This window comes from Enterobacter sp. SENG-6, from assembly GCF_001605945.1.
GTDB lineage: Bacteria > Pseudomonadota > Gammaproteobacteria > Enterobacterales > Enterobacteriaceae > Enterobacter > Enterobacter cloacae.
In genome coordinates this window covers 1-21928 of sequence record NZ_LOMM01000022.1, presented here as the reverse complement: position 1 = coordinate 21928, position 21928 = coordinate 1, and the positions used below count along the sequence as shown (strand labels likewise).

24 protein-coding genes are annotated in these 21928 nt (G+C 52.0%); 12 read left to right on the top strand and 12 right to left on the bottom strand.

Going from position 1 to position 21928, the window contains the following annotated elements; translation table 11 throughout:
* The first annotated feature begins 26 nt into the window (after positions 1-26).
* The 4 genes from brnQ (at position 27) to AX755_RS25345 (ending at position 2999) form a co-directional block, all read left to right on the top strand.
* Positions 27-1331: a branched-chain amino acid transport system II carrier protein gene (gene brnQ / locus AX755_RS11695; RefSeq protein WP_058683870.1), complete on the top strand. Its 1305-nt coding sequence runs from the start codon at positions 27-29 to the stop codon at positions 1329-1331.
* 9 nt (positions 1332-1340) lie between these two features.
* Positions 1341-1763, top strand: coding sequence for a DUF2000 domain-containing protein (locus tag AX755_RS11690; protein ID WP_062856803.1), 423 nt, complete (start codon positions 1341-1343; stop codon positions 1761-1763).
* Positions 1764-1878: 115 nt separating this feature from the next.
* Entirely contained in the window at positions 1879-2211 is a 333-nt protein-coding gene (locus tag AX755_RS11685) for an SMR family transporter (RefSeq protein WP_062856802.1), read from the top strand.
* Between the two features lie 431 nt (positions 2212-2642).
* The gene (locus tag AX755_RS25345) at positions 2643-2999 is read left to right on the top strand and encodes a hypothetical protein (RefSeq protein ID WP_130626524.1); all 357 of its coding nucleotides are present in this window, start codon (positions 2643-2645) and stop codon (positions 2997-2999) included.
* Positions 3000-3125: 126 nt separating this feature from the next.
* Here the strand turns inward: AX755_RS25345 and AX755_RS25115 are convergent, their stop codons facing one another.
* The 8 genes from AX755_RS25115 to AX755_RS11650 all read right to left on the bottom strand — a co-directional run bounded on the left by AX755_RS25115 (position 3126) and on the right by AX755_RS11650 (position 10214).
* Positions 3126-4310 carry a fimbrial protein gene (locus AX755_RS25115; RefSeq protein WP_082824525.1) on the bottom strand — a complete coding sequence of 395 codons (1185 nt, stop codon included), beginning with the start codon at positions 4308-4310 and terminating at the stop codon, positions 3126-3128.
* A 3-nt stretch (positions 4311-4313) separates the two neighbouring features.
* Positions 4314-4850, bottom strand: coding sequence for a helix-turn-helix transcriptional regulator (locus AX755_RS11675; RefSeq protein ID WP_062856800.1), 537 nt, complete (start codon positions 4848-4850; stop codon positions 4314-4316).
* A 26-nt stretch (positions 4851-4876) separates the two neighbouring features.
* Positions 4877-7360 (bottom strand): fimbria/pilus outer membrane usher protein, encoded by a 2484-nt coding sequence (locus AX755_RS11670; RefSeq protein ID WP_082824524.1) that lies wholly within the window; start codon positions 7358-7360, stop codon positions 4877-4879.
* A gap of 19 nt (positions 7361-7379) precedes the next feature.
* Positions 7380-8078: a fimbrial biogenesis chaperone gene (locus tag AX755_RS11665; RefSeq protein ID WP_062856798.1), complete on the bottom strand. Its 699-nt coding sequence runs from the start codon at positions 8076-8078 to the stop codon at positions 7380-7382.
* Positions 8079-8186: 108 nt separating this feature from the next.
* Positions 8187-8735: a fimbrial protein gene (locus AX755_RS11660; protein ID WP_065180203.1), complete on the bottom strand. Its 549-nt coding sequence runs from the start codon at positions 8733-8735 to the stop codon at positions 8187-8189.
* 43 nt (positions 8736-8778) lie between these two features.
* Positions 8779-9156, bottom strand: a complete 378-nt coding sequence (locus AX755_RS11655) for a hypothetical protein (protein ID WP_130626529.1) — start codon at positions 9154-9156, stop codon at positions 8779-8781.
* 437 nt (positions 9157-9593) lie between these two features.
* Positions 9594-9719 carry a hypothetical protein gene (locus tag AX755_RS25935; protein WP_255250417.1) on the bottom strand — a complete coding sequence of 42 codons (126 nt, stop codon included), beginning with the start codon at positions 9717-9719 and terminating at the stop codon, positions 9594-9596.
* A 138-nt stretch (positions 9720-9857) separates the two neighbouring features.
* Positions 9858-10214: a hypothetical protein gene (locus AX755_RS11650; RefSeq protein ID WP_062856797.1), complete on the bottom strand. Its 357-nt coding sequence runs from the start codon at positions 10212-10214 to the stop codon at positions 9858-9860.
* Between the two features lie 223 nt (positions 10215-10437).
* Here AX755_RS11650 and AX755_RS11645 point away from each other — a divergent pair, with 223 nt between their 5' ends.
* The 7 genes from AX755_RS11645 to AX755_RS11610 all read left to right on the top strand — a co-directional run bounded on the left by AX755_RS11645 (position 10438) and on the right by AX755_RS11610 (position 16423).
* A complete protein-coding gene (locus AX755_RS11645) occupies positions 10438-11106 on the top strand; it encodes a helix-turn-helix transcriptional regulator (protein ID WP_029883740.1) in 669 nt (222 codons plus the stop codon).
* The gene (locus AX755_RS11640) at positions 11096-11899 is read left to right on the top strand and encodes a PhzF family phenazine biosynthesis protein (protein ID WP_062856796.1); all 804 of its coding nucleotides are present in this window, start codon (positions 11096-11098) and stop codon (positions 11897-11899) included. The genes AX755_RS11645 and AX755_RS11640 overlap by 11 nt, the downstream gene beginning before the upstream one ends.
* 117 nt (positions 11900-12016) lie before the next feature.
* Positions 12017-12355 carry a DMT family transporter gene (locus AX755_RS11635; RefSeq protein WP_029883738.1) on the top strand — a complete coding sequence of 113 codons (339 nt, stop codon included), beginning with the start codon at positions 12017-12019 and terminating at the stop codon, positions 12353-12355.
* 14 nt (positions 12356-12369) lie between these two features.
* A complete protein-coding gene (locus tag AX755_RS11630; protein WP_058651695.1) occupies positions 12370-12693 on the top strand; it encodes a DMT family transporter in 324 nt (107 codons plus the stop codon).
* A gap of 11 nt (positions 12694-12704) precedes the next feature.
* Complete coding sequence (cutC, locus tag AX755_RS11625) at positions 12705-15086, top strand: choline trimethylamine-lyase (protein ID WP_062856795.1); 2382 nt, start codon at positions 12705-12707, stop codon at positions 15084-15086.
* The gene (locus AX755_RS24525; RefSeq protein ID WP_073971442.1) at positions 15049-16008 is read left to right on the top strand and encodes a glycyl-radical enzyme activating protein; all 960 of its coding nucleotides are present in this window, start codon (positions 15049-15051) and stop codon (positions 16006-16008) included. The genes cutC and AX755_RS24525 overlap by 38 nt, the downstream gene beginning before the upstream one ends.
* A gap of 196 nt (positions 16009-16204) precedes the next feature.
* Positions 16205-16423 carry a YgdI/YgdR family lipoprotein gene (locus tag AX755_RS11610; RefSeq protein ID WP_029883734.1) on the top strand — a complete coding sequence of 73 codons (219 nt, stop codon included), beginning with the start codon at positions 16205-16207 and terminating at the stop codon, positions 16421-16423.
* Positions 16424-16524: 101 nt separating this feature from the next.
* On the opposite strand, the gene AX755_RS11605 is transcribed toward AX755_RS11610, so the two are convergent.
* From AX755_RS11605 to budA, 4 genes are all read right to left on the bottom strand, one after another.
* Positions 16525-16998: a cold-shock protein gene (locus AX755_RS11605; RefSeq protein ID WP_038981039.1), complete on the bottom strand. Its 474-nt coding sequence runs from the start codon at positions 16996-16998 to the stop codon at positions 16525-16527.
* Between the two features lie 138 nt (positions 16999-17136).
* Positions 17137-17907, bottom strand: coding sequence for a (S)-acetoin forming diacetyl reductase (locus AX755_RS11600; RefSeq protein ID WP_013097651.1), 771 nt, complete (start codon positions 17905-17907; stop codon positions 17137-17139).
* 20 nt (positions 17908-17927) lie between these two features.
* The gene (gene alsS / locus AX755_RS11595) at positions 17928-19649 is read right to left on the bottom strand and encodes an acetolactate synthase AlsS (RefSeq protein WP_176601416.1); all 1722 of its coding nucleotides are present in this window, start codon (positions 19647-19649) and stop codon (positions 17928-17930) included.
* Positions 19621-20400, bottom strand: coding sequence for an acetolactate decarboxylase (gene budA, locus AX755_RS11590; RefSeq protein ID WP_014831009.1), 780 nt, complete (start codon positions 20398-20400; stop codon positions 19621-19623). Before budA ends, alsS begins: the two co-directional genes overlap by 29 nt.
* 105 nt (positions 20401-20505) lie before the next feature.
* On the opposite strand from budA, the gene AX755_RS11585 reads away from it, so the two are divergent.
* On the top strand, positions 20506-21387 hold the full coding sequence (locus AX755_RS11585) for a LysR family transcriptional regulator (protein ID WP_062856792.1): 882 nt from the start codon (positions 20506-20508) through the stop codon (positions 21385-21387).
* The last annotated feature ends 541 nt before the right edge of the window (positions 21388-21928 follow it).

Below are 21928 nucleotides of genomic sequence, written 5' to 3'. Positions count from 1 at the left end.
ACAACCAGAGTGAAGACGATATCCACATGACAACTTTCCGCGTCAGAGACATTTTTATCCTGGGGTTTCTCAACTTCGCCTTGTTTGTTGGGGCCGGTAATATCATTTTTCCGCCCCTGATCGGCTTACAGGCAGGAACATCCGTCTGGTATGCCGCAATGGGCTTTTTATTGACGGGTGTCGGGTTGCCGGTGATGACCGCCATTGCCATGGCGAAAGCCGGCGGATCGCTGCAGGCAATAACCCAGCCCACCGGACGCCTCTGCAGTCTGGTCCTGACTATTGCCTGTTATCTTTGTATCGGACCGCTGTTCGCCATTCCGCGAACCGCCACCGTCTCGTACGAGCTGGCATTACAACATTATCACCCTGGCGCGTATGGCTTAGCCTGGTGGAGCCTGAGCTTTTTCGCGCTGGTCGTTCTGATCTCCCTTCATCCCGGCCGCCTTCTCGATACGGTAGGTAAGTTCCTGTCGCCTTTGAAAATCGTGGCGCTTCTGGTACTGACAATCACGGCGATGCTCGTGCCAGCGGGGGCTCCCCTGCCGCCACAGGGTCTGTATGCCACCTCCCCTTTTTCTCAGGGGATCACAAATGGTTATCTGACGATGGATACGCTGGCAGCCCTGGTCTTTGGGCTGGTGATTGTCAGAGCGATTCAATCCAGAGGGGTAACCTCTCCCCGCCTTATTACTCGTTATGCGTTCTGTTCCGGCCTGATTGCAGGCGTGGGCCTTGTCGTGGTTTATGCAGGCCTGTTCCGGCTTGGGCTAAGTAGCAGCGGGCTGACTGATGGGGCAACAAACGGCGCTCAGGTGCTCAGTGCTTATGTCCACTTTAGCTATGGACCTGGCGGCGACATTTTTCTGGGGGTGTTGATGACCCTTGCCTGCCTGGTTACCGCTGTCGGGCTGACATCGGCCTGTGGCGCCTGGTTCAGCGACCATACCCGCTTTAGCTATCGAACCTGCATCTGGTTTTTTGCCATCGTCTCCATGCTGATATCAAATATCGGGTTGACCCAATTGATTGCGTTATCGGTGCCGGTTCTGACGGCGATTTATCCGGTGTTTGTTGTACTTATCGTGACCTTTTTCATGCGGACAACCTTCCACTCACCAGCGCGGGTCATTGTCCCTGCGGCATTCGTTACCTTTCTGTTTGGTCTGGCTGAGGCACTTAGCGCCGCGGGCGGCCCCTTATGGCTGACAACGCTCAGTGCCAGGATGCCGCTACATAATCAGGGTTTGGCCTGGCTGCTTCCTGCTGCCGGCATACTTTGCGTAACGTTCGTGAATGACCAGCTACGGTATAAATCAAAAAATCACTGAGGAATCGAGATGTTTGAAGACAATCAAAAAAAACTCTATGTCGTTGTTAACCGCACGCAGGATCCGGCGTTGCTGTTGAATGCCACGGCCCACCTGGCCGCCGGGATCATGCGCAAGGCGGATGATGTCCTCTTCCATGACTACCCAAACGCTGAAAGCGGGCTGAACGCTTATCTTAGCCATTACCCGGTCGTGATCCTGCAGGCCAAAAACAGCAATCAGTTAAAAACCGCGGCACTGAAATCTCAGGAAGCGGGGATCCCGTTTAATTTCTTTACGACGACGATGCTTGGCCCCTCCTCTGAAGCCCAGATTCAGGCAACGAAAGAAACCACGCTTGAAACACTGGAATTCGTCGCCATTGCGCTCTACGGGGATACGGAAGCGATAGCGCCGATAACAAGGAAATTTTCCGTTTTTAAGCTGGCCTGAGAAGGTGCGCTGGCTCACACAAAATTAAACACAAAGTTTAATTTACAACTAAACGTTGATACTATTTTTCCACCCGATTTGGGTGATACAGAAGTATGTTGTGACAGGCCTTTATATGAATAGCTACCTTTTTCTTTTTATATCAATTATTTGCGAAGTTATTGCAACAACAGCATTAAAATTATCCGACAGCTTTACCCGGCTATGGCCTGCCACCGTTACGGTTCTTTTCTACCTTCTTGCGTTTTGGTCGTTAACCATTCCCATGCGAACCATACCGACGGGCATTATCTATGCGTTATGGTCAGGAGCCGGAATTGTCCTGATTAGTCTGGTGGGATGGGTTGTTTATGACCAAAAACTGGATATGGCCGCCCTGGCAGGGATGGGGCTGATCATTGCGGGCGTGGTAGTGATAAACCTGTTTTCAAATTCATCAGGTCATTGAAAAGCGCTATCCCGCCTGGTTTTACGTCATATGGTACAAATTATGATCAAAAATTTTCTCGTTATTTTTGTGGTATTGCTGTTCCTCCTCTTATCCCTTGAAGTCTTTTTTATCGAAAAACGTCATGTTAATTATTTTCGCGATGGCGTAAGAAACGTTGAGGAGGTGTTATCTTTGTGGGAGGAACATTAAATCCGGACTGTCGTTTAATATTTAAACATTTATTACCGCCGCAGCACAAGCATATTATTACTTTTGTTAAATATTCAACGTAATGTTTTATCAATGTAAAGTATTGTCGTATATTTGACAGCAGATTTATCAGATGCTTATCAGCGTTAATCTTATGAATAGGCAATATCTATTATGTACTCTCTACTGAGGTGGCTAAACTGTATTTATAGTATTTTATTTGTTAAAAAGGTAGATGAGTGGAAATAACAAAATTATGGATTTCATTAGGCACTATTGTCAGTCCCATCACAGGCACCTTCTTTACCAAAATAATCACGCAACATAATCATAAATATTTGCTGTGGTATAAAGGTGATTATCTTATCAAACCGGGTGATAAAATTACGGTTAACAACAACGGTTTTATTATTTCCGAAAAATTACGTGCCGTAAACATTATACAAATTGATAAATACAGTCCGACACTCTGGCGAGTCATGCACAACATGTCCAGCTGCCCGGGTGACAGAGAGCCTGAAACCCCGTATTGCGCTTCAACAACACGATGCATTTTCAAAACCTGCCCTCACGGCAAAACACGTTTAACGCCATAACAGTGAGAAAAGACTGCCTGAGCCTCTTTTAGCAGAGGCTTTTTTGGGCACTAATATTATTATTTTATGTAAAAAGGGGAATGTTTTATCAGAGTGGAATTACATTCGCTGACAGCAAATATCACGCTAAAGATAATTGAGCGTATACACCACTTTTCCTGTTACGTTCCCCGCTACCACAGAATCCTCCGTCTGGATAATACGTGCTGATAAGGGAATGACATATGACGTCTCACCCGTTGTGGGCAACGTTCCGGTCATTGCGCTATCCCCGATTTTTAAAAGGTTTGTTCCTGCGCTGTCGGGCCGCCCCTGGCTGAGTTGTATCCCGACGCCCTGTGCCGCATCGCTTGCTGACGTGTCCGTGGAGATGATGCCGTTATCAGCACCAATCACGCCGCTGACGGAGGAAAAAGAAACAGTCCAGGGGTTCGGTGTTAAGGACCCTGAAACGATGAGAGAAGTCTTTTCTGACCATACATTTCCACCTGTTGGTTTATTTCCTGGGGCCTTCGTACAGTTAGTTAATACTATGCTCGAGGGCACCCATGGACTGGCAGAGCCTTTACGTTGAAATCTTGTTTGCGGCCAGTTCCCCAATAGGACAGTATAATCGGGTGTAGTGCAGGTTGATGTATTTATCTGAATGCTACCGGTGAAAGAGTAAGTTGCAATCTTAACATAATTCTCGGTTTGCTTACCAAGGCTTATTGTTATCGTTGGAAAATTAGAAGCATCAAGAAGTCCCGCGGCAATCTCACCCGTTTTTATCAATGTGATGTCGAAAGCGTTAGTGCTGTAAGGGTCAGTTACTGAACAATTAATACCATCGAGACCAGTGCATAATATTGTTTCATTCGGCCACATAGTCCTAGAGCCATTCCATATGCTTATGCCTATTCCAGGAATCCCTGTTTCATAAACTTTTGTATATACTCCATCAGAATATCCTGATACTGGCATTGGAGTAAACACAACCTGTCGGTTAATTCTGAAATAACCATTGCTACTTGCGCAGGTTACCTTATAAGCACTCAATCCCGAGCGGTATGTTTGTCTATATATTTCAGCACCCACTGACATATCTCCCCCCACAGATATTATCTGATGATTTAAGGGGATATTAACAGTTTTCTCCTGCTGTAACATATTCTTATCAGTTGTATTTAGCACGCATGTTGCAAAAGCTGAAAATGGAAATAAAAGTATTACAGTTAATACAAGTCTATACATTGAGTGACCTCTGAATTTGTGTCGCTTCATATTAATAATGAGCAGAATACTTCTAAATGTGGCGCTAAACATCATCATTATTCACCCCCGATAACTGAAATACGCCATATAGTTTAAACCCACCTTAAACAGCTCGGCATCAGATTTAATATACAGTTTATCCATCAGGCGCCGCTTATAGGTGCTGATCGTTTTAATTGATAAACCATAGTGTCTGGACATGTTATGCGGCGATATCCCAAGAATAAACCATGACAGTACGCGTAACTCCTGCGTTGAAAGTTTTAAGTGTGTTCTTGTTCGTACAAGGTGTTTTTTTGCTTCATGCTGTCGGTTTATTCTCCGGGACAGAAATTCCTGCATTTCGCGGGCATTGTAACGCGCGGTCAAATAATCCCATTGTTTTTCCAGGCAAAAAATTCTGACCAGCGATTCCATGTCCGGCCCTGCAATAATCATATGTTCATTATTGGCTGTCCGCATCCACGCACCAGTCTCATCTGAACGGATTTTACACAGCGTATAATTTTTCGCTAAAAGTGGATGCGAGGCGATCAGTTCCACCATGGCTGAAAAGAAAAATTCATTATCAGTAAATACACAAACTAAAACTTTCATTAGCGTCCTGACGTTGTTACGTCGTATTAATTACAGATTGCGTTGAAGGTCAGCAGTTTTTTCCCCGCCGTGGACGGGAGCGAATACTTCATTTTGCAGCGGGACGCTGCGTCATCCGCCCAGCGAAGTTCCAGAACCCCGCTTTGCTGCGTCAGACGGGCATACAGGCGCCCCCCCTGCCCGACATATCCCACTGTCTGATGACTGGCATCAATGGCACGAGCCGAGAAAGGCACACCTTCTCCGTTGCTCCGACGTACCGTCACCAGTACGGGCACGCCTTCAGCGGCACGATATTTCACTTTCACCACGGCACCCGCGTACGGGATCACCTGCTGGCTGGTGCTGTCGAGATCCAGGTCATCCTCTACCGAGGTGGGATCTATCGACACGCTGTTTTTCTGATAGGGCATCAAATTTGGCACCAGCGCATAACCAGCACGGTTAACGCGCGTTCCGGCGTAGCCCGGTATTTCAGCCCCTTCAGCACCTTTCGCCTCCACCAGCGCGAAGGTGTTGCCGGTCCAGGGAGAGAAAGTCACGCCGCCGGAATGCGCGACTGCGGTACCGCTCATTCCCAGAGAGCCACTTTTCCACGCCTGACCCTGGGCGTAGTTTGCCGTGAGGGTGGAAACCGGCCCGGTCCACGTGCCGCCAATTTGCCCGGAATCTCCCGACTGATGCTGATGCGATGCCCCGGCATTCCAGCTAAATTGCTGTCGTTCACCTGCACTGCCGGAGAGCGCAACCTGCTCGCTGAAATGTCCCTGGCCGTCACGCGACATCTGCCCGGTAAGCAGCGGCGAGGAGATCCCTCCCAGCGGCATGTTGAAACTCAGTGTCCAGATATTTTGAAAATCGCCCCCGGCCGTGCGGCTGCGGTTAACCCCCAGATTCCAGTTCACCCTGCCCGTGGTCAGGGTGTAGCCCGCCTGATACTGCTGGTCGTGGCCTTTTCGGCCCCAGTAATCCTGCAGGATACCCGTCACATACAGCTGTCCCCATCTATCCGGTAACCCCTGGTTGAGGGTCAGCGTCATACGATTGCGGGTTTTACCTGTCCGTCCGTCTGTTCCCTCACCAGGCCGCTGCTGATGTAAAAGGGCGGCATCCATCAGAGAAAGATAATTTCCCGTCGAGTATCGCCAGGTAGCCAGGGAAAACTGCGTCTGGCTCGCCGGAATAAATTTGCTGTAACTCAGCCGGATGCTTTCTCCCCGCAGCGTCTGTTCTCTTAGCCGGGTTTGCGACCAGGTGGTATCGAATGACACCGCGCCGACAGGCGTTCCCACCGCAAAGCCGGCCTGCATGGCCTGATAAAATGACGTCGCCTGTATCCCTCCTGAGCCGGTCAGGCGGTTCGTCAGCCCCCGCTGATAGGTCACTTCACCAAATGCCGGACGTTCACTGAGATAATCCCCCCTCAGCCTGCCCCCCGTCGCGCTGTAACGGTGTGTTCCCGGACGCAGCAGCTGCGCAACCGATGCATAGGGAACGTCAAAAAAATGTTGTGAACCGTCCGCCTCACGTACCGTGACGTTCAGATCGCCGCCATAACCGCTCGGATACAGATCGTTGATAACAAAGGCCCCGGGCGAAACGGACGTCTCGTAAATGAGTTTACCGTTCTGATGAACCATCACTTTCGCGTTGGTTTGCGCCACGCCACGGATCTCCGGCGCGTACCCCCGCCGGGAGGCGGGCAGCATCCGGTCATCGCTGGCGACCGATGCCCCCGTAAACGCCACAGAGTCAAATAGCTGCCCGGAGGTGTTCGACTCCCCTAACGTCAGGTTTCCCTCAATACCCGCCAGTGGATGTTGCACGTAGCTGTTGAGCACCGTATATTTTTTCTGCTGCGTGCCATTCTGCTGCTGCCAGCTTAACGTCCCGTTATGGCGAAAATACCAAGAGCCGATATTCAGCCCACCGTTCAGCGCCGCATAGAGGTTGTTATATTCTCCGCCGCTATTCTCGCTACGGTAGCCATTCACGTTATAACCCAGTAACAGCGCAGGGATCCCGGCATCCCAGAGCGCCGGGCTTACCTGGCCGCGCGCGGCATGCTGCAGCATGGCCTGGGGAATACTGACATCAAGCCGCTGTCTGCCGCCGTTAAATTCCAGATGGCTTTCTGGCAGGACAGCCTGCAGATCGCACCATTGGCCGTCGTTATTTACACACAGTCTGTTCTGTTTTAACTGTAATCCTGCGACGGTCGCTGGCGACAACAGAATTCTCTGCGAGTCAGTCTCTTTTCCGCTAATGCGAATATCATCGATCATGACCAGCTTATTATTCAGGTAAATATCCGCCCGGTACCGGCCCGCCGGCAGTCCGTTTTTCATATACGCCGACAGGTCGACTTTTTCCGGATGTGAGATGCGCAAAAAATTACTGTCAAACTGTATGTCATCGTCAGCCTGAACGCCGGAAGAGAAAAACAGCGCAGAAATCACCCCGCAAGCCACGCCTGAAAGCGGTGGCCATACCGATAATCCCTTCTTCATAACATCCGAGTCCTGTGAATTAATTTTTCAGGAGACCATTTGCGGAACGCTCAGCACCATAATCATTGATATATGTCCATGTGATTTCTCCGCCGGAGGCGAGAGCATGTCCGCGTTTTATCGTGAACGTTTTTTTACCCCAGGCAGGCACGACATCCCCCACCGTCTTCCAGTTGCCGGATACCACCGCTGCCAGAGAAACGCTCCAGGGCGTGTTATTGATTGCTTCCAGCTGCGTGGCAGATACTTTTCGCCAGCTGAGCTGCTGCGCGGCTTTTTCAGGTGTTCCGGCAAGGCCTTCAGGACGATAAAATAATTTAATGCGTGTCCGGAAAGCCATTTGCAGTTTATTTACCGCCGTTTTATTGACCGCCGGAATTTCCAGTACATTGATCCAGAAAACCGATTCCCGGTCCCGGGGTAGCGTATTTTCCACAGCAGATATACGCAATGACTGCCCCTGTTCCGGATTAATTCTGGCGATAGGCGGCGTAATTACAAAAGGCGTATTTAATTTGTCGGGTGATGCCTCACTGTTTCCGTCATCTATCCAGTTTTGGGTCAGCACCGGCTGTGAGCCATGATTTTTAATTTCCAGCGCTATCTCTTTTTTTCCCTGCGGATAGATAACGCGCGTTCCGGAAAGAGAGATCGCTGCCGCAGCGATATGATTAAAAAAACAGAATAAAATAAGCGTACCGATAAATTTTAATTTCATATTGTTCCATTCTGGTAAAAAACGGCCTGATTCCTCAGGCCGACGACAGACCTCAAGAAGAACACACTCCTTGTTTAATTATTGTTATATCCGTACTGTGCGATTAAATCAGAGATAAATAATACTGTACGTCACAGAGCTGGCTACTGCCCCGGATGTCGCCGCCCCGGTCGCATAATAACGGACGGCATAATTCAGCGTGCCGGTTGTTGACGACGCATCAATCGTGGTTCCGGACGTGGACTGTGAAGCATAGTCACCCGCCATAATGACGGAGCTGTTGTCATCCACATCAAGCAATTCCAGCTCCACGTTTGTTGCCCCGGCGGTATCCGAGTTGTTTAAGCGCCCGGCGCTGTTAACCTGTCCCCCCGCTTCAAAAAAAGCGCGGGTTTTAGTATTTGCAGGGTCACAACCGGTCAAATTAATGGTGAACGCGGTTGCCCCCGCTGTCGCTCCTGCTGCACTTAATGCTGAGGTCGGTACGGCGGGTAAAGATACCGTGCCATCAGCACTACCATTATTTACCACCGCCGCACAGGTCTCACTGTTTACCGAACCGGTAAAGGTGATCGTCCCCGAACTCGCGGCATAAACCAGAGTGCTGGTGATGGCATAAGTGCATACCGCCAGAAATATCTTAAAGTGATTAGACATCCTTACAATCTCATTTAAAAAAAGTTAAGTTGCTTATGCATTCTTAAAATGCTTCATCATTAATCTCAGCCTGGGTAATAAAGAAGACCTTCACTTTTTCGAGCGAATAGGTCTTCCCTTTATTTGACGAAATAAATTCGTAAGGGATACCCAATGTAAACAGGCTGAGTTTCAGCTGGCCTATTGCATGCCACAATTGCCTGCTGGATGACTTAAGGCCGTACTTTTCCCATACCTGATGTAATAATTCATCGCGGCTGATCTCTTTTCGGACTGCGTGCTCCAGAAGATAGGCAAAAAGATTCATCTTTGTCTTCTGAAAGCGCATCCCTCCTTTTCGGGGTGCCTGCGAATTATCAATCCATCCGACAAGCAATGTTTCCCGGTTTATCCAGAGGCGGGAGCCATTATTAAATTCCACAATATAACCGCTACACGCTGCCTGACAGGCGACAAGATCCCTATTCTTTTTTATACGAATACCTCCCTAAAACTGGCTTCAGGATTAATACCACTGTCACTGTGAGGTTATATTGTGTTTAGTAACGATAAATGTGTCAATCAGTGAAAAAACCAACCCCTTTAACCACATAAAATGCAAAAAAGCAGTCAAACACACCAAAAACAGAAAGAAAAATGAAGCAAAAAACCACTCCAATTTATAATTCCACAGTTTATAAATGATAATGTTGAATTGTAATTACCACTAAATTTGTGAGGTTTTTTGTCTGAAAAACTATTTTTTTTAGCGATTTATACTGATTACGAAAAGTAATAACAGCTTAACTAATGCTTCATTTGTTTTTGTCAGGCGGGAAAATGCCTCTTTCTCACCCGTCTGGCATAAGGCGGCGAACCTCAGGCAGAAAATATGCGAAAGAGCTGGTAAACATAGTTGATGATGCAAAGCAGAACGACGGCATAAACGAAGCCTCGCTCTGACCATTTGCTCCAGCCGGTGTTCTTTTGACGATCGCTGTTCATATACCCCCCTTAACGGATGCCAGTGGGGGTATATTATAAACACAATGAGTAATAATCAACTTTTTGTTGAATTATGACTTCTTAGTTACGCGGACGATACGGGAAGGGGGGCCGCCCACATGTCCACGTTTTCAACAATCACCCGCCAACACAGGGTGTTAACACCCGAGCAAGTTCTGCATTGGTCTGTTTTGCACCAGAGATGAGGGTAATATCGATAAAGTTTGCCCCCGTTGTATGAGACATATCGATCTTGGCAATCAGCCTGTCTCCTTTAGCAATATCAAAAAAGTTGGGGGTATCCCGCTCAGGGAAAATTAGCTCCACGTCGTAGCCGTCCGCAATGAGTGCGCTTCGCATACAGTGATAGCGCCCATCCAGCCCGGGATGGGCAGAAACAGTGAAGGGTTGATAGGTCGTAGCCTCGCCAAAAGGCCGTACCAGCTGGCATGCTGTCAGCAGCACTACGGCCACCATTACGCTCAGGATCTTCATCGTATTCCTTAAAAATTATGCTGTTCCGGTCTCTTTAACCGTACGGTGAGCCCTGAAATCTACGCGCACATAACACCAACATCAACTTTTTGTTGATATTTAAACATAACAGGTATAATTTGACGCTACGGAGAGGCCGTCTCAGCCAGGAATGGCAAGGGACGGAAATGAAAACGAGCGATTAAACAGAACATCTGACCATGCCGGATATCGAGGAACAAAGATGAAATCAGATTACGCGAAACATATTGAACTGATTTCCGGGCCACTGGAAGCGGCAATGGAAGCACTGGCAGGTACTTTGTCGGCGAACCAGGAGATTGTGTTACATAACCTGACCACACCTGAACAGTCCGTTGTAAAAATTATCAACGGGCATGTGAGCGGTAGAAAGGCGGGTGACAATCTCTTATCCGGTCCTGAAAAGGACAAAGGCTTTGCTCTGCTGCTGAAAAACAGCCAGGACAGCACCCCGGTTACAGTCAAAAATTATAAAACCGTCACTGCATCCGGGAAGATCCTGAACAGCGCCTCAACCATTTACTACAGTGATGAAGGGGTACCGTTAATGGCCTTTTGCATCAATGTCGATACCTCCCCTTATGAGCAAATGCGCAAGTACCTGGACGCGATAGCGGTCAGCCCGCTTGCAGAGACGGACCCGCAGGATATGAACCTGGGAGGTATCATCGAGCAGTCAATCCAGGAAATTATTGATAAGCATTCGGTCCCGGGTAAAAAAGTCCAGAAAGCACAGCGGCTTAAAATTGTTGCGGAAATGCATGCTAAAGGCATTTTCAAAATGCGAGGCGGTGTCCAGCACGCGGCGCAGGCCCTGGGAGTGACCCGCTATACGGTCTATAACGATCTTGAGGTGATGGGTGAAAAATAACAGCCACCGGCGCATCCCGTTTTACCAGGTTGACGCCTTCTCTGACGGCCCCTTTACCGGCAACCCAGCAGCAGTCTGCCTGCTGGACGCCTGGCCAGAAGATTCTGTTCTCCAGCATATCGCCACAGAAAATAACCTTTCTGAGACTGCGTTCGTGGTTAAACAGGACGACGGTTTCAGGATCCGCTGGTTTACGCCTGCGGTGGAAGTCGATCTCTGCGGCCATGCAACGCTCGCGGCGGCCAGCGTTCTGCTAGGTGACGAAAGTGCTGGCGACAGCATTCGCTTCTTCTCGCGCAGCGGTGAACTGACGGTGACCTCAAACGGCGGCAAATTCACGCTCGATTTTCCACAGTCCATCCCCTCTCTCATTGAGGCTCCGCAGGGGTTGCTTAGCGCGCTGGGGCTCGAAGAAGGGACAGGCGAAATCTGGCAAGCCGCCGATCTCATCGTGGTGATTGATGACGAAGCGCAGTTAGACACCCTTAACCCTGACTTTGCCGCCCTCAATACTTTTAACACGCGTGGCGTGGTCGTTACCGCTGCATCACGCACCTATGATTTTCGTTCTCGCTGGTTTGGCCCTCAGGTAGGTGTGGACGAAGATCCGGTGACGGGCTCCGCACATACCTTTCTGGCACCGCTGTGGAGTGAAAAGCTGGGCAAGAAAACGCTGCATGCCCAACAGGGGGGATGCCGTAAAGGAGAGCTGATTTGCCATATTAAGGATAACGGGCGTATCGCGCTGACGGGTGAAGCATGTCTGATTATTGAAGGGACCTTTATTCTGTAAGCACACGGATGTGTGTTTAATTTCTTACCTTTAAATTATTCATTTCCGGGAGGTGAACACACGGCATCGGTTTTATTGTAATCCCTACGTATTATTTTATTTTGTGAGAATAATTCAATGACGTTATCCAAAAGCGTTACCGCACTGATTGCGGCGGTATCCATTGAAGTGATTGCCACAACATTATTATCGCTCTCAAACAGTTTTCAGCGTCCTGCTGTGGGAACCGCTGCGATAATATGCTACGGAATCAGTTATTATTTTTTATCCCTCGCATTACGCAGAATTCATATTGGCGTGGCGTACGCAATTTGGTCTGCGTTCGGCATATTCAGCATTAGCTATATTCAGACGCGTATTTTTCATTTTACGCTCGGGCAGAATGCATGGATGGGTTTATGCCTGGTCATCAGTGGAATAATCATATTAAACCTGGCGATTAAGCAAAATAAATAACACAGCGAACAATTATGTTTACTCTATTAACCTATCTGTTTTGGCTGATTATTTCAGTCACGATGGAAGTTATCGGCACGCTTCTGCTACCTAAAACGGATAATTTTAAAAATATCCCGCTAACCATTCAATGTCTGGTGTGCTACGTCATTTCATTTTATGCCCTGTCGATGCTTATGGGAGCCATTTCACCCGTGGCGGCCTACGCCCTCTGGTCAGGTATGGGGATAGTCATGATTACGCTTATGAGCAGCCTGTTTTACCAGTTGCGCAGCAGCATTCTCGAAAAAGTTGGGATCTGCTGCATTGTGGCAGGACTGATCGTCATCGCCATTTGAGGAGAGACAGCATGAACACAGAACATCTTTCCCTGCGAGTGATACAGCTTCGTGATAAGTACCTGCAGGCAAAGCCTTTTGTCTCTGCACACCGGGCCGTCAGCGTCACCGAAGTGTATAAAGAAAACCCCGGGATGGATAACACCCTGTTAAGGGCGCTGGCCTTCCGCCGCGCCTGTGAAAAGGCTCCCCTGTACGTGGCCGATAATGAACTGATCGTCAGCCATCCGGCCGGGGGCGCACGGGGCGGCGAAGTCTCGCCTGAAATAAGCTGGCGCTGGGTGGCCGGAGAGCTGGATAACCTCCCCCATCGCGCGCAGGACCCGTACCAGATTGATGATGAAACACGGCGTTTGCTGCGGGAAGAGGTGTTTCCTTACTGGGAAGGTCGCTCGCTGGACGAGATGGCGCAAACCCGGCTCACGACGCTCGGGCTGTGGGAGTGGTGCCACGACGACGGGATCTGCGATGTCACCATCAAAACCCAAAACGGCGGTGGCGACTCCTGCCCGGGCTACGACACGCTCCTGCTTGGCAAAGGCATAAAAGGGATTCGGGACGAAGCATCGGCACGTCTGGCTACACTCGATCCGACTTCGCCCGACTATAGCGACGCCTTTAATTTTTACACCGCCATGCTGCATACCTGCGACGGTGTAGTGACCTATGCACAACGCTACTCGCGCTACCTGGCGCAGCTTGCCGAAACGGAAAATGACCCTCTGCGCAGGGACGAACTGCTGCAGCTTGCCGACATTTGTCGTCACGTACCGGAACATCCGCCGCGCCATTTTCACGATGCGCTGCAGGCTATCTGGTTCGTTCACTCTCTCTTTATGCTGGAGGAGAACCAGACCGGCATCTCTCTTGGCCGCGTCGATCAATATCTCTGGCCGCTGCTGGCGCGCGATCTCAACGACGGTACGCTCACCCGGCAGCAGGCAGAAGAGCTGCTCTGCTGCTGGATGATCAAAATGGCCGAAACCCTGTGGATCTGCAGTGAACCGACGGCCATGTATTTTGCGGGTTACCAGCCTTTTATCAATCTTGTGGTGGGTGGGCAGAAACGCGAAGGCGGCGACGCCACCAACCCACTGACCCTGATGATCATGGACTGCTCGGCACAATTAAAAATCTACCAGCCCGGGCTGGCGGTACGTATCCACAACCAGTCTCCCCAGCCGTTTATGCGCAAAGTGGTCGACGTCGTGCGCAGCGGGATGGGATTCCCGGCCTGCCACTTTGACGATGCGCATATCAGAATGATGCTACATAAAGGCTTCAGCTACGAAGACGCCCGCGACTACTGTCTGATGGGCTGCGTCGAGCCGCAAAAGTCAGGAAAAATGTACCAGTGGACCTCGGTGGGTTACACCACCTTTACGGCCGCCATCGAGCTGGCGCTGCGCAACGGCCATAATCGTGCCGGAAAGCCGTGCGGCCCGGCAACCGGCGATGTGACGCAATTTACCACGTATGAAGAGGTAGAACAGGCGGTGCGAAGCCAGCTCTCCGCCATCGTTCGCAACGCGGCACAGGCCACGCGGGTTGTGCAAAAACTGCACGCCGAGCATGCCCGTAAGCCCCTGATGTCATGCTTTATCGACGGGTGTATGGCGACGGCAAAAGATGTCACCCAGGGCGGCGCCTCCCTGAATGCCGGACCGGGCCTGATTTGGACCGGCCTCGCCGACTGCGTGAACTCGCTGATGGCGATCAAAACTCTGGTCTATGAAACCTCCCGCTTCACGTTGCCGGAGATCGTAGAAGCACTCGACCACAATTTTGTCGGCTACGACGAGATCCAGACCGCCTGTCTGCGGGCACCGAAGTACGGTAACGACATTCTGGCCGTGGACGAGATCGCACGGGAGCTGGTGCGTTTTCTTGAGCAGGAGCACCGCCGGTACCGGATGCTGTATGCGCCGTTCGCCTTCGGCACGCTCTCTATCTCCAATAACACGCCGTTCGGGCTTATCACCGGCGCACTGCCCTCCGGGCGTCTGGCAGGTAAACCGCTCGCAGACGGGATAAGCCCGGCTCAGCAAACGGATTACCTCGGCCCTACCGCCATTATTAACTCCGTCAGCCGGATTAACGTTGAAGAGATGGACATTGGCATGGTGCATAACATCAAGCTGATGTACGGCATGCTGGAAACGACTGAGGGGCAGAACAGCCTGATCCACCTGCTGCGCACCGCCAGCGTTCTGGGAAATGCCCAGCTGCAGTTCAGCTACGTGGACGATGAGACGCTGCGTAAGGCCCAGCAAAATCCCGCCGACTATCGCAACCTGATGATTCGGGTAGCGGGATACAGCGCGTTCTTCGTTGAATTAAGTAAAGAGGTCCAGGATGAGATTATCAGCAGAACCACTCAGCGATCCTTCTGATCAGGTGTCCGGCTGGATCTCCAACATTCAGCGGTTTTCGTTACATGATGGGCCAGGGATCCGCAGTATTGTCTTTTTCAAAGGTTGCCAGATGCGCTGCGCCTGGTGCGCCAACCCGGAGGGAATAACCCCCGGCAGGGAGCTCTTTTATCACGCTGACCGCTGCCTGCACTGCGGCAAATGCGCGGCGTTGTGCCCGACAGGGCTTCATCGGCGGATGGAGAATATTCACATCCTGGAACGCGACCGCAGCTGTACAGGCTGTGGCCTGTGCGAAGCACACTGCCCCACCGCCGCGATAGGCGTAATTGGTGAACATGTTAGCGCAGGGACGGTCTTTGAACGGGTGATGGCGGACGAGATTTGGTTCCGGCAGTCCGGCGGCGGCGTCACGCTGAGCGGCGGCGAAGTGGCTACCCAGCCCAATTTTGCCCGGGCGCTTATTGATCGACTGAAGACCGAGGATATTCATATCACCCTTGAAACCGCTGGCTATGCCTCCTGGCATGCGCTTCATCAGGCTTCCGCTGGCTGCAATCTGATTATGTACGATTTAAAAAGTGCAGACGACACGCTGCATAAACGTTTTACCGGCGTCAGCAATAAAACGATTGTCCGCAATCTTGCCCGGTTATTACAGGGAGATCAGCAGATCATTATCCGCATCCCGGTGATCCCTGGATTTAATGACGCACCGGATCAGGCGGCGAAGTTACTGGCGTTAATTGCTTCACTGACCCACGGACGGCGCAATTTTCTGGGTGTCGAGTTATTGCCCTACCACCGCTTCGGGACAGGGAAATATAAATTACTCAGCAGGGATTACGGCTGGAATTGCCATTCCGCCAATGTCGATCGCTTCCTGCATATTGCCGGGCACTATCACCTGACGGTGAACGTCTCGGGTACGCTGGCTGGATAACGGAGAGAAAAGAATGTTAACGAAACCCCATGACAAACAGGAAAAAGTTGTCACGCCACTTGAACGCCGCGCCGTCATAGGCTCGCTCATTTTTATATTCATAATCTATGCAGTGTTACTGATGACTCAATTTTAATGACTGGATTATCAGTAACGCCTTTCGGCCCGTCGTGGCTTTTTTAAATCAGGTATGAAGATGAAGAAGTTAGTTGCAGTTTTTAGCCTGGTATTTCTGTCACTTACCCTTGCAGGATGTTCAAGTGACTATGTCTTACAGAAGAAAAATGGTGAGATGATTATTACGCATGGAAAACCAGAAGTTGATGATGATAACGGTTTAATTACCTATGAAGATGTTGCCGGAAATGAACATGCCATCAACCGCGACCAAATTGTTCAGATGATCGAGAAATAACCCCTGCGGGAATGATGTGGATCGCCTGAACAGGCAACCATTTTACCCTCTTCTCTTCAGGGAAGAGGGTCAGAATGCACGAAACGCCACCCGGCAACAGATTACTTCAGCAGCTTAACCGTAGCGTCGATATCGATTTCATCTTCGGTAAAGATCAGCGTGGTGTTCTGGAAGGTGGTGATCGCCAGCTTCTTCACCGTGCGCATTTCGCCCGGCTTTTTGTCGGTTTTCGGTTTGATGTTATTCATCAGCAGCCCGACAGACAGCACCGCGTTCTCTTTGTCGATGCCCGTATCCGCAGGCTCTTCTTCGCTAAACACCACGAAGGATTTGATGGAGGTGAGCTTAACGCGCTCGCCTGCAATATAGAGGTGCTTACTTTCCGGGATCACCTTCACCGCATAGGCGGAAAGGCCTTTGTTATTGGTGGTTGGCTCAAAAGTCACCGCCGCATCTTTCTTGATCAGATCAGGGTTGGCGACCTTAATCACATGAAAATAGCGGTTGTCACCGTTTTCATCTTTGATAAATCCAAAGCCTTTATCTTTAAACCACGTTGTGATTGTACCGTTCATCGCTGTTACCGCCTGTCAAATCGTCATGACTAAAGTTTTGCAGCGCGCAGTGTAATGCACAATCGCGGAGGAGACAAAAAAAAGCCCCTGCACGGGGGCAGGGGAAAACTCATGTCAGAGCTTATTAGTATTACGTTTTTAGTTGAACACCATCCCACCATCGATTAACAGAGACTGGCCGGTCATGTAGTCGGAATCTGGCCCGGCGAGATACGAAACGCAGGCGGCGACATCTTCCGGTTCGGACAGGCGGCCAAGCGTAATACGTTTGGCAAAGGTTTCGGTGCCATAGCCAAGCGGTTTACCTGCCGCCTCTGACACCTGGCGGTCAATCTCCGCCCACATTGGCGTTTTCACGATGCCCGGGCAGTAGGCGTTAACGGTGATCCCCAGCGGCGCGAGATCCCGTGCTGCGGTCTGGGTTAAGCCACGAACCGCGAATTTACTGGAGCTGTATACCGCCAGTTCGGGGTTACCGGTATGGCCCGCCTGGGAGCAGGCGTTGATGATCTTGCCGCCGTGTCCCTCTTTACGAAACGCGTCAATCGCGGCCTGCATGCCCCAGATCACCCCTTTGACGTTGATGTTGTAGACCTTGTCGACAATCTCCGGCGTGATGGATTCGATGGGCGTAGACGGCGCAATCCCGGCATTATTCACAATCACGTTGAAACCACCCAGCGCGGTGCGGGCTTTCTCAACCGCCGCAAACACCTGGTCGCGGTCAGAGACATCCACCTTCACGGCGATGGCATTACCGCCGTTACGGATGATTTCATCGGCAACGGCTCGCGCCGTCTCATCGTTATAGTCGGCGATAGCGACAGCAAAGCCATCTTTGACCAGGCGCAGCGCAATCGCTTTACCAATCCCCTGGCCTGAGCCGGTTACGAGAGCAACTTTTTGCATTTCTCTGTCCTTATAGTGAGTCACAAAATCTGGCTGAGATGGAGCTGGCCCATCAGCAGCGGGTTATCGCTGTAGTCGACGGGAATAGCCACCACGGCCGGGCCATTCACATCCATCGCCGCACGCAGCGTCGGTTCAAGGGCATCGGCGCTCTCCACGGCAAAACCCCTGGCGCCAAAGGCATCGGCATAGGCTTTGAAATCGACCGGGCCGAACTCCACGCCGGAAAGGCGCTGGTATTTTTTCTCTTCCTGAATGGCGACCATGTTGTAGCCGTTATCCACCCAGATGATGTGCAGCACGTTGGCATTAAGACGCACGGCGGTTTCCAGCTCCATGCTTGACTGCAGGAAGCCGCCGTCGCCGGACACCGAGACCACTTTGCGCCCGGGGTTGACCAGCCACGCGCCAATAGCCCACGGCAGCGCAACGCCCATGGTCTGCTGACCGTTGGAGATCATCACCTGACGCGCCCGGAAGCTGTAGAGGTAGCGGGCGATCCAGATGTGGAAGCTGCCCATGTCGACGGTCAGGGTCACGTCGTTATTCACGATGTCCTGCATGGCCCGCACGATACGCAGCGGATGCAGGGCAAACTGGTTGAGCGAGGCACCGCGGCGATCGAGCAGATCGCGCTGATGCTGGCGATCGACCAGGATCTCTGACGCACGCTGGCTCAGCTCCAGCTTGTGATCGATCCGGTTAGCGAGCAGGTTCAGCGTTTCGGCGATATCCCCCACCAGCTCCAGATCCGGTACATAATTGCGTTCTTCATAGGCCGGCAGCACGTCAATGTGCACCAGCGTGGCGTCGCCGCTGTTCCACATGGAAGGCTCATACTCCACCGGGCTGTAGCCGATGCAGATAATCAGATCCGCCAGATGCAGCAGCCTGTCGCCCGCCTGGTTATTGAACAGACCGACGCGTCCGGCAAAGCGGGTGAAGTGCTCCTGGTTCACCGCCCCGGCGGCCTGATAGGTGCTGGTGACCGGAATACGGCTTTTCTCCAGCAGCTTACGCAGCGCCGCGCTGTTGGCAGGCTGGCTCGCCATCAGCCCCAGCAGGATCACCGGGTTTTTGGCTTTGTCGATGAGCTTCGCCACATCGTTAATGGCCGATTCGGGAGCCGGGCCCATCAGCGCCGGCCCGCTGGCCGGTAAAATCGCGCCCGTGGCGGGCTGGTCAACAATATCCTGCGGCAGGCTGACGAACGCGCCCCCCGGCCTGCCGTGCTCGGCGGCACGAAACGCGTTCGATACCACCTCAGCAATCGCATCCGGAGAGCTGACTTCCACTGCGTATTTGGTGACCGGGCTGAACATGGCAACCGTGTCCATGCTCTGGTGCACCAGTTTGGCTTTATCCGCCCGCTTCACCGCTCCGCCCAGCGCCACCACCGGGTCGCCTTCGCTGTTGGCGGTGGCAATGCCGGTGATCAGGTTCGAACAGCCCGGCCCGGAGGTAACCAGCGCCACCCCTGCCTTGCCGGTTAGACGCCCTACCGCCGCCGCCATGAACGCCGCATTCGCCTCGTGGCGTACCGGGATGATTTCGATGGACGAATCCAGCAGGGAGTCAAAGACTTTGTCGATTTTCGCCCCCGGGATCCCGAACACCTGCTTCACGCCCTGCGCTTCCAGCTGGCCGACAACCATATCGGCGCCGTGCGCCCACTGACGTGACTGTTTCTCACTGTTCACGGTAGTTCTCCTGTTAGTTTTCGACGGAACGGATCGCTGCATCAAGATTGCTGGGGTGAAGGTTGGCCTGTAAAAACGCGCTGTCGGCGGGCAGGTCAATCATTAGCTTGTGTATTTCGCCAAAGGTGAGCACGCCGCTCTCCAGCTGGTAATCCAGCAGATGTCCCCCGCCCTGACGGTCGTCGGTAATGAAATGTTCGTGATAGCCGGCCACGTTGATGCCCTGCATATGCTGCGGTGTGCGGAACCCAACCAGCACCCCTTCGCGCTGGTTAAAACGGAACACCGGCTGGTCGTCCAGCACGTCGGTCATCGCGCGGTATGGCGGCGTCTGACGCGGTACAGTACGGGTGTGGGCGTGGCGGAAGTTGCCGTCGATGCGCAGCGCGCAGAACAGGTTATCCGAGGGAATTTGCTGGTCGATCACGTCGTGGATCTGCTGACGGCTGACCGGCGCATCAAAGGTTTTGCGGTACTGCGGCTGGAACCAGGTCATCACCGCGAACGGCGTTTTCTGCTCTGGCTTCGCGGCGCGTGCGCTGCCGTCGGCGCGCAGCTGGTACACCTGGCTGCTGAAGGCAATCATTTCACCATCCAGCTCGTTGAAGGTGCCCAGACCAAAATCACCGTGTGCCAGCAGATCGGCGATGGTGGTGTCCCCCTCGTAGACGCCGCTTAGCAGGGCGCTCATTAGCGATGTCTGATAGATCACGCTGTCAGGATGTTTAGCGGAGAACCCGCGCAGGGTCTCGCATAAGCTCGCCTCACAGTCGCAGGCAGATGAGTGCATCATCATGCTCGTCCTCTTCAACTTTATTTATAAAGGTTAAATAAATGTTGACCCGATTCAGCAGAGAGTTCCAATATAGAATCCATGCTGGTTTGAGACGTTTTAGATATGGAACTTCGTTATCTGCGGTATTTTGTCGCGGTTGCACGCGAGCGACACTTCACCAAGGCGGCCAAAGCGCTGGGTATTTCACAGCCTCCTCTGAGTCAGCAGATCAAACGGCTCGAAGAGGAAGTGGGCACGCCGCTGTTCAGGCGTCTGACGAGAGGTGTGGAGCTAACCGAAGCGGGAGAAGCCTTCTACGAGGATGCCTGTAAGATCCTGGCGCTGAGCGACGCCGCGCTGGAGAAAGCCCGCGGCATCGCGCGCGGTCTGAACGGTAACCTGTCGATTGGCATCACCAGTTCAGATGCTTTTCATCCCAAAATTTTCGCGCTCATTCGTCAGTTTCAGGTACAGAACATGGCGGTGCAGGTACACCAGGTGGAGGCCAATATGTCTTCTCTGACGGCGATGCTGGCGGAGGGGGAACTGGATATCGCCTTCGTGCGGCTGCCGTGTGAGAGCAGCAAGGCATTCGAGTTAAAAATCCTCGACCGGGAGCCGATGGTGGTGGCACTGCATCGCGACCATCCGCTCGCAACAAGCGGCGATCTGGTGCTGGAGCAGCTCCGGGATACGCCAGTGGTGTTGTTCCCGCAGGAGGTCGCGCCCGGCCTGTTCGACCGGGTTTACAGCTGTTGCGAACGGGCCGGAATAGACGTACAGCACGCGCTGCAGTCGTCTCAACTTTCGTCCTCCCTGAGCATGGTCTCTGCAGGCGGCGGATTCGCGCTGGTGCCGAAATCGATGGCGGCCATCTCTCCGCCGAATGTCACCTACCACGCGCTGAGTTCACCCGAGCTTTATACCGATATCGCGCTCTGCTGGCGGCGCTTTGAACGCTCGCGGACGGTGAAGCGGTTCTTGACGATGATAAGCGAGGAGTAGCGGCCGGTTTGGTTGGTGGTTTTTGTAGGTCGGATAAGGCGTAACCGCCATCCGGCAATGCCCTTCTGGAAGCCGCCTCGCAAACCTGCAAGCAACCTGATGTAATTCAGGGGCATCCCTTTCCTTCCTTTTTTTGCCGCCGTAAAGTGCCTGCGTTGCGGTACATCCGCAACCGGGCGTAGGAACCCGCATAACATGACACGGCAATTATTTTTGTCGCGACGGCGCTCATCCCGTTAAAATACGGTCGCGCTGGCGGAGCAACCGAAAGGTTGGCCGTTATGTCATGTGCGGCATTCCTACCTCCGTCAGCGCTACCACCCCATGAGCGTAGGAACTTATGTGGTGGTCTGGAGTACATTTAAAAAGGAAATCATCACATGACAACTATCCCTTCCCTGTCTTACGCGCTTTCTGAAGAAGGCATTGTTTATCATCATCTCCACCTGCAACATTCCGATGACCTGCCCCCACGATTAGATACAACACTCAGTTAGTAACGTCGGAATCTTCATTCTCAGAATGACCCTTTCTCCAGCCC